6 protein-coding genes are annotated in these 14491 nt (G+C 55.8%); 4 read left to right on the top strand and 2 right to left on the bottom strand.

Annotated features, from left to right (window positions below):
* Positions 1–93: 93 nt before the first annotated feature.
* A complete protein-coding gene (locus MXA07_RS15855; RefSeq protein WP_425492177.1) occupies positions 94–4224 on the bottom strand; it encodes an Eco57I restriction-modification methylase domain-containing protein in 4131 nt (1376 codons plus the stop codon).
* A gap of 261 nt (positions 4225–4485) precedes the next feature.
* On the opposite strand from MXA07_RS15855, the gene MXA07_RS15850 reads away from it, so the two are divergent.
* The 3 genes from MXA07_RS15850 to MXA07_RS15840 are packed head-to-tail and all read left to right on the top strand — an operon-like array spanning position 4486 to position 11236.
* Positions 4486–8280: a helicase-related protein gene (locus MXA07_RS15850; protein ID WP_247729565.1), complete on the top strand. Its 3795-nt coding sequence runs from the start codon at positions 4486–4488 to the stop codon at positions 8278–8280.
* 8 nt (positions 8281–8288) lie between these two features.
* Positions 8289–10241, top strand: coding sequence for a hypothetical protein (locus MXA07_RS15845; protein WP_247729564.1), 1953 nt, complete (start codon positions 8289–8291; stop codon positions 10239–10241).
* A gap of 50 nt (positions 10242–10291) precedes the next feature.
* The gene (locus tag MXA07_RS15840; RefSeq protein WP_247729563.1) at positions 10292–11236 is read left to right on the top strand and encodes a phospholipase D-like domain-containing protein; all 945 of its coding nucleotides are present in this window, start codon (positions 10292–10294) and stop codon (positions 11234–11236) included.
* Here the strand turns inward: MXA07_RS15840 and MXA07_RS15835 are convergent.
* The gene (locus MXA07_RS15835) at positions 11233–12015 is read right to left on the bottom strand and encodes an HhH-GPD family protein (RefSeq protein ID WP_247729562.1); all 783 of its coding nucleotides are present in this window, start codon (positions 12013–12015) and stop codon (positions 11233–11235) included. The genes MXA07_RS15840 and MXA07_RS15835 overlap by 4 nt on opposite strands.
* Before the next feature lie 176 nt (positions 12016–12191).
* On the opposite strand from MXA07_RS15835, the gene MXA07_RS15830 reads away from it, so the two are divergent.
* Positions 12192–14435, top strand: a complete 2244-nt coding sequence (locus MXA07_RS15830) for a DNA cytosine methyltransferase (RefSeq protein WP_247729561.1) — start codon at positions 12192–12194, stop codon at positions 14433–14435.
* Positions 14436–14491: the final 56 nt, after the last annotated feature.

Here is a 14491-nt window from a genome sequence, read left to right as displayed (position 1 = left end):
GCATAGCAGAGCAAGCATTTCACCAACTCCAAGATACGCTTTCCAAGCTGTTCCAATACGGTTTATATCAAGAGATTTATGACAGGATCACTTTCACTCACTGCTTGCTGCCCCCTCCACGATTTCAATCTCCTCGTCAGTGAGATTGTAGAGGTCGTAAACAATCTCGTCAATGAGGTGGTTGGTCTTCTCTATCTTCCCATCAAGTTCCTCTGCTCGGTCCTTGTTCTTGATGTAGTGTTCGAGATCGTCCTGAACATCGTCGATATCTGGGAGCATTATGTCCTTCAGGCGATCGATAAGGGAGTTCGTCTTCGTGGCATTGTCGCGGAACCCACCAATTTCCTCTTCGACAGCAACTGGCACGAACGCTTCCACGAGTACAGCTTCCTCATCGGTGAGGTCCGTAAGTGTGAACGCATCGAAGTACTCTGTTTCTGTGTAACCCCACTGGTCCGTCTCGAACGCCTCATCGTTCTTGGGCTTGTACCTCGCCGTCGCCTCAATAGTTACGGCGTGACCGTCACGCTTCGCGTGGACGTTCTCAACTTGGAGCTTCTCATACTCATCTGTCGTTGCATCGAGAATGTTTGGTGATGTCGGCTGGAACTGGCCGATATTTGGGAGCTTCGGACCTTCAGCGTAGTTGCCGAGGTAGTCAATGAGGGAGAGGTTGAGAGAGTGACGGTCGTTCGCCATCTCCGAAATCAGACTTGAGAGCTCCGAGATAATTGCGTGAGCGGCGTCGTCACCAGCCCTCAACGGATTGTTTTCCCGCAGGTATGTTTGAACCTCCGTAAAGTCTCCCGTTTCTTTAATTTGGTCTATCCCAGTAGACAGTTGCTCTGGTGTCTCCTGGTTCTGTACATTGAGAGTGGGAATTGGGATAGCTTCCAAATACTGAGTTGCGATGTGATTATCGACAAAACAAGCCCGAAAGAACTCGTTGATCAGATTTGAAGAGAGTATACCCATTAGGTAGTCAAGACTGAGTGATTCGTCTTCTAGTATAATCGCATTCGTTGTATTCAATCCGATATGTTTGTGATTATCTATAGCGGCGACAATGCGTTGGTCAAGGTGTACGTTCCGTATTTCTTGAACGAGGATCTTTCTTTCCGCCTCCCAGAATTTGGGTTCACGAGGCCGTGCTGCGGGGTCTTTGCTCAGGATATCCCTATCATACATTACCCATGTACCGGACCAATCACAGACGTACCGATCAATGTCCTCGCCTGCGATTGCCTTGCGATAACGCCCGTCTTCTTTCGAGTCGCTCAATCGTTTCGTATTGTTCCCTGTTCTGAGCCCTTGGACGGTGTCGACGAGTTCTCCAAGGAACCTCGTTTCGTCCGTCTCTATAAGTTTCCAGATCCACTCTCCCCCACGAACAACGAATGGATTCCCGGGGAGATTCTCGATTGCCGAGGCAGGGAACTCGGTCAAATACTTCTCTACTACAGCCAGTTCAGACGTCTCGATTAGGGCACCACGTAGAATTGGGGTATTTGACTTCGTATCACTTCTGCGAATACGAAGAATCATCGTCTCGTTGGATGCATCCTCGAAGACTGGCTCAGTAAAGTCAATCACGTCTATCTCATTCGATCTATCTATGAGATAGTGCCGGAGAGCGCCAAAGGAGTTGTTGTTGAGTAGGCTGTGAGGGATTATGTATCCGAATTCCCCCCCGCGTTTTGTTAACTCCATTCCGTATTCGGTAAATAAGCCGTACAGGTCGTATCGGTAATCCCATGTCGCAGAAACCTTTCGGTAATAATCCCGATGGTGCTCGGGGATAGAATCGATGAAGACGTACGGGGGGTTCCCGATGACGGCGTCGAACCCGGCGTCAGATTTCCTCTCACCTTCGTTGTCGTAGAAAGCAACAGGGAACTCAAGCTCCCAGTGGAAGAAGGACTCCTCTTCAGCAATATCTTGGGCACTCTGGAACCAATCTTCGTTCTCAATCTTGCTCCACGAGCCGTCTCGAAGTGCTTCAGCCATTTGCTCTTCGGCGTCTTGGGGGACGTCCAAGTCAAAATGCGCTGAAGTATGAACGTTTGCCATAGCGAGAAGGTGCTGGTAGAGAGGATCGTCACGAACCTCCTCGTATACTTCTTCCATTTGCTTAATGTCCTCGAGGGTCTCGTTGTCGATGCTGAGGAGGTCAGCAAAGCGTTCCATGACGTGCTCGATGGCACGCTGGCGAGCTTGGTCCAACCAATCCGAGAGCCGCGTCTGGCCTGACTGGGCGCCGTCGTTGTCGTTGGAGAGCACATCCTCGATGTCACTACCGACGAGCGAGTTTCCAGTCTTAAGGTGGTGGTCGAGGAACGCAAGCGGTTGCTCGGCAGCGAGGGTACGCAGCCACAGCGACACCTTTGCCAGCTCCGTTGCTAGGGGATTCAGGTCGACACCATAGATACACCTCTGAGCAACTTTTCGACGTGCCCAGTTGATGTCTCTGAGTTCTCCTTCTTCGGTCCGGGGATCGCTGATTGCGTCTTCATCGCCCCTCTTGACTGCTTGCTGATCCTGCCGTTCCTGTGCGTCGATAATCTCTCGTGCGAGGTAGTCGACCCCGTTGACGAGGAAGTGCCCACTACCCATCGCCGGATCGAGTACCTTCAGGTCAAACACGCGCTCGGCGAACTCTCCGGCAAAGCCACCCTCATGATACGACTCCGTTCCGACCAGCTCCTCTCGTATATCGTCGACAAGTGGTCCGAGCGTCTCGTCAACGATGTACTCGACGACATACTCAGGCGTGTAATATGACCCCGTGGCCTTCCGTTCACCAGCGTCCGTACGGAGATACACGTCGCCTTCAGCGACGGCGATGTCGTCATCACCATCAGCAGGGGAGTACTCGCCGTCCTCGACTGTCAATGGCTCATCAGCGACGTCGAGCTTGTACTCGAGAAGACCCTCGTAAATCGATCCGAGATGACGTTCGTCGAGCGACGAGTAGTCGACGAAAACTTGGCCGTCGCCCTCGTCCGAGTCACGGCGTGTCAGGAGGTCGATCACCTCTGCGAGATGGGCGTCGTCGGCCTCGTGAGTCGCGAGGAACTGGGCCTCTTCGCTATCGTCTGGGTCAGGGTTGGTTCGAAAGAGTCCACCGTTATAGGCCGGTATGTAGAGCTGGTCCTTCGGGATATTTTCTCCCTGGCTTCCCTGGTCGATAAGGACGAATAGCTCCTCCAGTCGGTCCCAGAGTTTTGTCTGCCAGTTCTGATAGTGCCGCTTCGTTTCGTCGCGATTGTCGGCAACCATTTGCTTCAGTTCATTCAGGCTGTACCCCTCACTGTAGATCTCGTTGTCAGTGGGTAGTAGGTCACGTCCCTCACTCTCCGCATACAGGACGAAAATGAGGCGATACAGATAGATTAGCGAACTGTCGTGGACTAACGGCAGGTCGTCCTCGCCGAGATCATCGTTCGAGTCTAAGAAACCCTCCGCGAGAACCCGAATCGCCTCATATATGTTGTCCTGAAGGTCCTCACCGATCGCCTCCGCGAAGACGCTCGATTCGTCGTAGACGTTGTCGAGGAAGCAATCACCAGACTGGTCCGGAAGGAACGCTTGTTGTCGGAAGAAGAGATAGAAGTCCTTGAAATCCTCGAGTTCTCCCTCCTCCTCAACATACTGGAGGATTTCCGGCAGATCGATCTCGAAGTAGGAGTCCAGCCGGTGGCTAGTCGGTCCGTAGTAGAGCCGCCATTGCTTGCCGTTAGTCAATACTGCCCACTGAACCGGGGTCTCTTGGAGGTAGGCGTGAATCTGGTAGCTCGGGTTCTCGAAGTCTCGCTTCTCTTCACCACGGGTGTCGAGCTTACGCCCCCATCGCTTGGCGTCTGCAACTGCAACCGCTTCTGCGTAGAAGTCGTCCCGATCAAAGGCGGCGTCCGCCGAATCCGCACTCGGGAAGAACCCGTAGTCTGGGCGGCGAGCGTTTCGCATCACCGTTTCCTCAATCTCGAACGGAACGTCGAGAATTTCGAAGATGGGACGAATAAAGTTTCGCTCCAGCTGGGCCTCGTTGTAGTCTTCTACTCGGCCTTTCTTCTCTTTCCAGAGGTCGCGGATCTCTTCGTAGGTGTCACGGACCTCATCCTGGTCCACGTCCTGCCAGGGTTCGGTCTGCCGGAGATGCTCTGTAAGATAGTGATTTGAAAAGAGGTCTCGGTTCGTTCGGTATGGGTGAGATTGTTGAGCCATCTGTGGTGATCTGGGGCCAGGCAAACGCTACCTGTGTATTACTGTACAACGAACACTACTGCCATATAACAATTGTTGAATATAATCTATCGGGACAGTTTTCGCATAGCGCGTGCGCGAACGCGAACGCGCAGCGCTCGAGCACGCACGTATCCGCGCGAGCGCTACTGTTCAGACCTGCGCCGATTCTACGAATCTAAAAGAGGCGCAGGTCTGACCCGAAGTTATTTAACAAATGGGGTGTATTTTCCTGATTACACTATGCCGGGTCGACAGATCGGTCGGGATGGCGGACCTCCCGACGACGAGGAACGCATCGCTCGTCACCTCCGAAAACGCATCACGGACCGCGTCAGCGGGAATCTCGATGATACACGCATCAAGCGAGACGCCCCGAGTGACCAGTTCTTCGCCGGAGCGCTGGCGCCGAAAGAGAACAGCGAACTCGAAGATAGTGACGATGACCTCCAGTCGAAGATGGAGCCCAGCACCGTTGGGACCATGACTCGCGTCCGAAACGGGTCTGCGGGTGATACACTCTCAATCGACATCACGGGGAGCGTATGGGTGCGTGTTAACCCGACCTACGAGGAGATGGACCGACGCGAGGAGTACGTCTCACTGGCAGATCACGACGATGACGAGATCGAAAACACCACGCTCCTTCCTGTTTTCGAACGTCTCGAACTGGCGGTGCCTTCGATCGAGATCCCCTTCGAGGCCCTCGCCGGCGGTACCCGAACGACCCCGGAAGTCGTTCGTGAGCGCGCCTCCGAAGCGATTCGAACCGCCGTGGAGGATGCTCGCGAGCGGGCCGTGGCACGCGACGATATCTACCTCGACAACGGTGACGAGAAACCCGACGAGGACGTCCCGAACCACGTTCTCGAGAACGAGACCGAGTACAACGAGTACCTCGAGGAACGAGACGGCACACCGGCGGTACCAGACTGGGATCTGTCGATAGAGATCATCGCCACCGAGGACCGGGAGAGTCCTGGTGACGAACTCCTGCTCGACATCGAGGTCACGAACACTGGCACGCAGTCGATCCGGGACTACGTATACACGCTCCGTGACCCAACGCTGTTCGAGGTTCAGCTCGACCTCAAAGCAGACGGTGATGTTGAATTTACTCCATTCACGTTCGACCCGCTTCCCGAAGACTTTCGCTACAACCGGGATCTCTGGGGTCACGGACGGAACTGCACGATCACCGCCCCCGACTACGTGGAGACGCACGGCGGTGCCACGCCAGGTCGATCCGCACCTCGTGCGGACCCGCACACGGACCACCTTCGAACGGAGTTTATCCCCGAGTACCGGCAGCTCGTCTACGAGTCTGCTGATCGGGGGGTGAATCCCGCGTTCAGCGAACTCGCTGACCTCCAGGGTGGCGGCTACGATGTGCTGGAATCGGTCGCGGATGCGATGGACACGTACCTCGAAACCGCCTACCCGGAAGCCCTCAGAGAATACAGCAAGCGCGGCGACTGGACGGACGCCGACCGCGAGGACTTCGAGGACGACAAAGCGTCGTTCGAGCGCGAAATCATCCGATTTCGCCGGGGAATTCGTGTGCTTCGCGAACACCCGGACACGGTCGGTCGCGCGTTCGAACTGATGAACGAGTCCATGGACCGGATGCACGACTTCGACACGTGGCGGCTGTTCCAGCTCGTCTTCATCGTCATGCTCGTCCCCGATATCGCGGGCCGCGAGTACGAGGAGTGGGACGAGATCAGCTGGCGTGACGAGGAGGACCTCTCAGAGCGGTTCGAGGAGGCCGAAGGGGCCCTCGACGTCGTCGACGTGCTGTGGTTCCCGACTGGCGGCGGGAAGTCCGAGGCGTTCTTCGGTGTTGCCGTCTGGAACATGTTCTTCGATCGCATCCGCGGCAAGCACTTCGGGGTGACGACGTGGACGCGATTCCCGCTCCGGCTCCTGTCGCTTCAACAACTCCAGCGGATGTCAGAGACCATCATGTACGCCGATCTCGTCCGCCGTGACCAGGACGTCATCGGTAGCCACCCATCTCGTCCCTTCAGTGTCGGTTTCCTTGTCGGGAAGAAGAACACGCCGAACGCACTTACGGGATACAATAACGACAAATACACCCGATACAAGCAGGATGAGAGCCTCCGAGAGGAATCGAAGGTCGTTCCGAGCTGTCCGGCGTGTGGCGCCCGGGTCGAGATGCGAGTCACTGAAGATATCCGTCTCGCACATGCCTGTACCGGGAATCCATTCGAATGCGACTGGCAAAAGCGCGAGACCACTGCTCAGGAGGTGTATGCTGAGGACGAACTCCCGATTCACGTCGTCGACAACGAACTCTACCGGTACGCGCCGAGCATTCTCGCCGGAACCATCGACAAGATCACCGCAGTCGGTTACCAGCGGAAGATGGCCCATCTTCTGACTGGGGAAATGGAGTACGAGTGTCCGACACACGGCTTTGCCAGCCTCGATGAGTGTACGGAGAAGTACGGCTGTGACATCGACAAGGACGAGTTCGAGATGATGGCATCGCCAATTGAGGTGTATGACCCGGCGCCGTCGCTGATGGTTCCCGACGAACTCCACCTCTTGGAGGAGAGCGTGGGAAGCTTCGACGGGCACTACGAGACGGGCGTCCAGACGCTTCAGGAGATTGTCGATGCCGGAAAGACCAAGGTGCTTGCCCCCACGGCGACGATCACGGCGTACGAAGACCAGGTGTACCACCTGTTCCTTCGGCCCGCAGAGCGCTTCCCGTCGCCGGGCCCCTTCCTCCGCGAGAACTTCTACGCGATGGAACAGCCCGAGACACAGCGTTACTACATGGGGCTCATCCCGCACGGGAAGACGCACATCAACTCCATCATCGACGTCCTCTTCGCCTTCCACGAAGAGGTCCAGGATCTCCTCCTGATGGCGATGGAATCCCCCGAAGACCTCCTCACGGGGGTCGCTCTAGAAGGAACCGACACCAGCGAGGCGTTGTCTACGGACTCCATCGCGGATATCATCGACATTCTCACGCTCTACAGCACGAGCCTCACCTATCTGCTGTCAAAGAAGGATGGTGACCGGCTGGATCAGTCGTTCGTCAGCCAGCTGAACGCCTATTTCCGTGGCGAGGGTCGTCCGCCACTCAACTCCGAGCGCATGACGGGCGGGACACCTTTCGAGGAGGTCCAGACGATCCTGGATCAGCTCGACAACCCGTGGCAAGAGGACGAGGACGAGTCGCTCCTGTACAGTCTTGCAGACGATGACCTCGTCGACGAGGAGGCAATTCCGGATATCATGAAACTCCGTGATGTTCTCGCGGCAGAACTCGATGAGGACAGGACATCGCGGACGGAGTTCCGGGTCGCTCTTCGCGCAGCGTCCTCTGATGTTCGCGAAGGACTCGCCTGGCTACTCGCGTACCGGCCCAATACGGTTACGGCTACCAGCATGATCAGCCACGGGGTGGACGTCGACCGGTTCAACATGATGGTGTTCTTCGGGATGCCGCGCGCCACTGCTGAGTACATCCAGTCCAGTTCCCGGGCTGGTCGCTCGCACCCCGGCCTCGTGTTCAATATTCTCCACCCCATCCGGGAACGCGACCTGAGTCACTACCACTTCTTCGAGAAGTACCACCAGTTCCTCGACCGGCTCGTCGAACCCGTCTCTGTGAACCGGTGGGCGAAGAACAGCGTCAAGCGGACGCAACCGGGGCTGTTCATGTCGCTCCTGCTTAACCACTACATGTACACCGACGATGGGGAACTGATGTACTTCGGTGACCGTGCCGAAGATTTCCTCTCAACAGTTGATGACGTAGACCTCGAGAACCTTCTCGTGGACATGTACGGTGGGTCGGAGGTTCCACCGGAGTTCAGTGACGACGTCAGGCAACTCACCCGCAGTGCAATTTCTGAGGTCCAGCTGAGTGACCGGCAGTGGACGAGCGAACGCCTCCCCGGATCTCCGATGCGGAGTCTCCGTGACGTCGACGAACAGCTCCCAATCGATCCCGAGTGGAAGTACAAGGATATCCTCAACACCTACAACAACCGATAACAATGTCAATGGAACGCAGCAAGTCACAGGTGCTTTACCAGTTCTTGCCCGAGAACACGTTCGACTACAGTGGACAGCGAGGCATCTGGAAGACCACGCGACTTGAGACAGGCGACGCGAGTGGTACCGTCAGCAAAGACTACATACTCGGACGCGTTCTCGCACGCGTCCGAAACTGGGATGGTGGCCAGAACGGGTTCGTCTCGAACAACACCGACCACTATCACTTCGGCGTCCCTGAGGCCGTTCGCGCCGAGCCGTTCCCCACCACCTACGAGTGCCAGAAGTGCGACAAAGTCCACGGGTACTACACCGCAGACGAGGTCAAGGAGGACAATCCCGACCTCACCTGTAAACGGTCTGGCTGCGATGGTGATCTGGAGCAGTATCAGTTCGTGAGCGTCCACACCTGTGGCGAGATACGCCGTCTGTACCCACAGAAATGTCCGACTCACGGTGATCAGCACGTCAGCCTTAATCGCCGGAACAGTCAGCGCGTCCGGAACTTCCACTGGAGTTGTGAGGTCGGAAACTGCACCTGGGAAACCCCGATCCGGAACTATCAGAACTGTAAATGTGACTACAGAGCGCCCGGCGCGGATGAGAACGACGGGATGTACACAACGGTCCATCGGGCAGGGAGTGTCTTCTACCCGCACTACCTCTCAACGGTGAATCTGCACACCGCGGGCATCGGACATCTTCGGAACTCCGAGGACGGCGCAAAGAAGGCGATTGCCAAACTGTTCGGTCTATCCGATGCGCAGTCCCTCCAGGACGTCAGCTTGCACCAGCGAACCGGTCAGGTGGAGGTGGACGATGAGAAGGTCGTAGAAATATATACCACGCACGACGACATTACCACGCTCGACGAGGCGAGAGATTACCTCCGCGAGCAAGGAACGCTGGAGAGTCAGACGATTCTGGAGCGTCTCGGCGAGACACTCGCACTGGATGCAGACGGCGAAACCTCCGAACTCACGGAAGCGGGTGACGAGATCCTTCAGTACGTCCTCAGCCGCGAGTCGCTCACGACGGATACGCTGGCCGAACTCGAGTCGGACGCTCGGGATCGCGGGTTCACGGACAAAGCTGACCGCATCAACAGCTACCACGACGATCTGGAGTCCCTTGGATTCGACGACGTTCGCGTCATCGAGGACTTCCCCGTACAGACGTTCGTCTACGGTTATACCCGTGGTAGCCGTGAAGAAAGCGAAGCACGAATCAACGCGTTCTCTCAGAGCGCAAGTGACGGAGATGGAACCCCGATCTTCGTCGATACGTCTGAAACGGAGGCGGTTCAGTTCGACCTCGATCCCGTGCAGGTTCTGCTGTGGCTCGCGCTCAACATCCCCGGTACGAGTGACCCGAACGCGGTCAACGGAGATATCGTGCTTCCGGAATTACGCAACCGTGACGACGCTGCACTCCAGCATGCCCGAAGCGAGATCGAGTCACTCTCCACCGATGAGCAGTGGGCTTTTCTGCTTAACCATCTCGCGCCCGTCGAACGATACGGAAAGTTCCAGACGGACCTCGACGACTCGGTAGAAGAACAGGTGACAGAACACGTGTTCCAGCTCGTCCACACACTGAGTCACATCCTGCTGAAGCAGGCCAGTACCATCAGTGGATTCGACCGCACGAACCTCAGTGAATTCCTCTTCCCGCGCGCACTCTCTGTCGTCATCTACGCGAACAACCGGGAGGAGTTCAACATCGGAGGAATGCACACGATGGTTGAACAGCAGCTCGATAACCTCCTGGGGCAGGCCGAGACTCACGGGAATGAGTGCGTCTACGATCCTGTCTGCTCCCAACGAGGAGGTGCGTGTCTCTCATGTCTGCACGTCAGTGAGATCAGCTGTTCGTACTTCAATCAGGTACTCTCCCGCGACTACCTGTTCGGGAGTCGGCCAAACACTGACAAGAACATCGATGGATACTGGACGCTATAACGTGTCCCTGATGCTGGACTCGCCAGCTACTCCACAAACATCCCACTGATATGCACGACGACGGATCTGAATCGAACTGGCTGCCCCTGGCAATCGCCGAATACGTGGACCGCGACGAGAAGCTTCTCTCTCAGCTTGAGGGGCTGCTGGTGCTATCCGGAGGCCGTGAAGAAGTGGTAACTCCGGCGGAGATCGCGAATCAAACCGACGTGCCCGTGTCGGCCACGACGGACGTATTTCGCCAGCTTTCTCAGACTGATGCTGTCGAACGGGAATCGTTCGAAACGAACGTCAGTAACAGTTCTTACCGCGCCGATGTCGAGATATGCCGTCAGATTTTCGAGACCGCGCGGTACGCGGCCCGTAGCGTCAATGCCTATCAGGAACGCCAGCCTCCGGCGACCCGGGCCACACCACTGGTCACGTTCCCGTCTGACCCGGCATTCGAGAATGTAAGTCCCACGTCCTTCGGGATGTCGTGGTTGATGCCGGCGCTCACACGACAGATTAAACGATCGGAGGAGTCTATTATCCTGCTGGCACCGTTCTTCGAGGAGGAAGGCTTCTCTCACCTTGAGGAGGTACTGCTCGCTGCCGTGGAACGCGGTGTAGAAGTCAGGGTGGTGTCCCGGTACCTCACCGATTCTGCCTCCTACAACCACGCCGTGCTGAAGTCGTTCGCCGAAGCCGCTCGAGAACGGAACATCGACAGATCCCTGCTCACATTCATCGACTATACCCGATGGAGTACCGGAACTCCACCTGAACAACGCCGGCAGGATGGGGCGACCCCTGCATTCACTCTCCACGCGAAAATCATCCTGTTCGACGACGCCGCGACGTACATCGGGAGTGCGAATGTCACTGACTATGGATTCGAGCACTATCTCGAATCCGGCGTTCTCTTGGAAGGGCCGCCTGTCGAAGGGTTCGTGGACCTCGTGGACTTCTTGCTGAATTCGGAAGGCGCGACGACGGTATCACTACTCGATTAATCACGGTTCGCCGCAGCGTACGTACAGGCTGGTGCCAGAGGACAGTTATTGCAGTCCGGATTTCCGCCAGTACAGATCAAAGCTCCAAGGTCGAGCAATGCCAGGTTGAACGCTCGTGCCAGTGATGGGTCGGCGGGAACGAGTGCATCGAGGAGTCGATAGAAACTGCTACTTTTGTGTGGTTGAGAGGGGAGAGGATAATCGAAAACTCGGCCGGTTATCCTCGCAGTATTGGTGTCAACGATCGCCAGAGGCTTTCCGAACGCGAATATCAAACTGGCACGAGCAGTGTACGGCCCTACCCGCCATGGTCGTTGCAGAGCATCGATATCCTCGGGAACGTCTCCGTTATGCTCCTCGACACAGAGCTCCGCCGCTTCTCGCAGCGTACGTTCCCGATGATTGACGAAACCGAGAGGGCGAACGGTGTCTCGGAGGCTGTCCTCGTCGGCTATAAGAAGAGCTCCGGGATCCGGATACCGCGTGAAGAAATCTGCGTAAATCTCGTCGACCGCGTCGCTCCGCGTCCGTTGTAGTAATATTTCGGTTGCATAAATCCGCCAGGGATCAGTAGTACTACGCCACGGATACTCTCGCCCATGCTCTTCAAGCCAGACGAGTAGTGACGGAAGGTACTCGATGAACGACTCAATTGCCTCTTCGGGATTCGATACGTCAGCTGACAATAGTTCTTCACTGGCAGTCTCAACGTCAATCCCCGCTCTCAGCTCAGCAACGGAAACCCGGGTTCGACCGAATGGGAGATCGACAGTTGACATCACTTCAGATAGGATCTGTTTCCGCTTGAGAGGTCCGGTCTCTGTAAGCGAATACAACATTTCAATCTCTGGTGACTCCCCGCGCCATTTCGGCGGAGGGCTTAGCGGGCCTTTCGTGATTGTCGTGGGCCGCGTGACCAGGAGGTTTAAATCATATCATTGTGAAAGAGACGCTTATGTCTGGATCGGTGCCTTCTTGCAGGTCTCCTTCGGAGCTGGTACGAACTGCGTCAGATGTTGAACGTAATCTTCACAGGCAGCTGGTTCTCGAAAACATCGAGTTTCTTATTGATACGCTGACTGCAGAACACATTCGCGGCCAGCGCTTCCCTCCCGTCGGTTGCCCTCGCTCAACGCCTGAAAACTTGGCGAGGAACCGGTCAAAAAGCGAGAGCTCTTGCCGCTATGAAGCTATCGAACGAGATGGTGGAGAGGCGGATGACGAGTGCCCGTGCAACGATCCTCTTATCGACAGTGATGATCCCCTCGATGCAGTTTCTGCTGTCGTTCTTGGTAGCGACACCATCCCTCCGTCGGAGCGTTTTTTTGACCGGATTCCCCGAAAGACGGTGTCCAATATTCGTGATGAGCACGGTACGTGGGAGGACATCGAAGCGCTAGCACGAGATGACCTTGAAGAAGCGCTTCAGATTGCGAGTCCGAGGAAAGGTATCAGTGACGAACGGGTCGACCGTTTGGAAACTCTTCTCGAAACAGTGCGAGAGACCCATTATACAGAAGGAGTTACACTCCGAGGCTTCTCCAGAGTCCAGTATACGAATTACGTCAAATTCCTCCAAACGGTTCCGGGAATTGAGGAAGGTGATGCATGGTGGCTTCTCCAGACCGCGTTTGACAAACCGGTGTGGCCAGCCGATCCTCTGGTTGATGAATTACTGCTTACTCTTGGTCTTCTCAGTCCTAGGGAGTATGCAGGTTCTCCAGACCGCCGTACCGACCTAGAAGACGAACTCATAGATCGGCAGATTCCCGTACTGTATCGAGCACTGGCGACACATGCAGTCAGTTCAGGAACTGACGCCTGCAGTGAAAACTGCGAGATACGGAAATTCTTGCTCACCCATCGGCTCCGTGAGCAGCGCAAAGAACACGAGGGTCCTAGCGTAGTCGACCTGTTTGCTGGAGCTGGCGGTCTCTCCCACGGTCTTTCTCAGGCTGGGTACCGAATCGACTGGGCAATTGACGTCGAACCCGACGCAGTTGCCACATACCGACTGAATCATCCGGAGATTCCCCATAAGAACGTAGTCTGTGGTGATGTCCGAGAAATCGATCTGCCTGCAGAGATACGGAAGGTGGTTCCGGAGCCCGATCTGATTGTCGGCGGTCCTCCCTGCCAGTCCCTCTCTCAGGCTGGCTTCCGTTCTCGCCGAGCGAAGGACGAAAACTATAGCGTTCTTGACGACGAGCGGACGTCGCTGTACACCAGGTATGTCGAGGCCGTCAGTGAGCTCCGTCCAAAGGCCATCATCATGGAGAACGTCGAAGGGATGGTCAATAAGGTGGGTAATACGGATATCCGCGTTATCGACTTGATAATTGAAGACCTCAACAGCATTGGCGAACAGGGAGAAGGTTACCAGGTCGAATTCTGCTTACAGGATATGACCGAACTTGGCATTCCTCAGGAACGCGAACGTGTCCTTCTCGTCGGTATCCGAGATGATCTTGTCGAAAACGATGATGAGGTCGAAGATCTATTGAACGGACTTTCGAGAACTGGTTCGGAACGATCTATCCTCCATGGCTTATCCGGACTTCCCCGTCTGCGTCGAGGCGAGGGCGGTCGAGTACTTGCAGAAATGGGCCGTGGAAACAGGAGCCACTATGTGAAAGAACATGCTCTTCAGGAGGGGACGGACATCTGCTTCAATCATCAGGCTCGCGAGCATCCAATGGACAAAGATCGCATTCTATTTGAAGAGGGCCTTGACCCGGGCGACACCGGATGGGACATCAAGTTTGACTCTGACGGTGAGTATGCCCAGTATATTGAGTATGACGTTGGAACCGCAGAGAACCCCAGGTTTCGAGATAAATATCGAAAGCTCGTATGGTCGGAACCTTCACCCACGATTGTAGCACATCTCGCAAAAGACGCGAATGGATTCGTACTTCCGGATTATTACGAACAGGCACGCCCAGATCCAGACCGTGCAGACCCGAAGCGGAATCGTGGAATTACGCCACGAGAGGCGGCCCGATTGCAATCTTTTCCTGATGACTACATTTTCCTCGGATCTTTTACTAGCTGGTTCCGACAGATAGGTAACGCTGTGCCGCCAGTCGCTGGGAAAGTGCTCGGCGAGGAACTTTCACCAGTAGTGATGTCAGAGTCGGAATCCACAATTCAGAACACGGGTGGATTGCCCGTGAAAGAAGTTGCATCTGACGATTGAGCCGGTTGGTGACAATCTCGCTGGTTGCCATTCCCGTTTTGGGAGACAATACGATC

Origin of the sequence: Halovivax limisalsi (assembly GCF_023093535.1) — an archaeon.
Taxonomy (GTDB): Archaea; Halobacteriota; Halobacteria; order Halobacteriales; family Natrialbaceae; genus Halovivax; species Halovivax limisalsi.
This window is presented reverse-complemented; position numbering and strand designations above follow the sequence as displayed.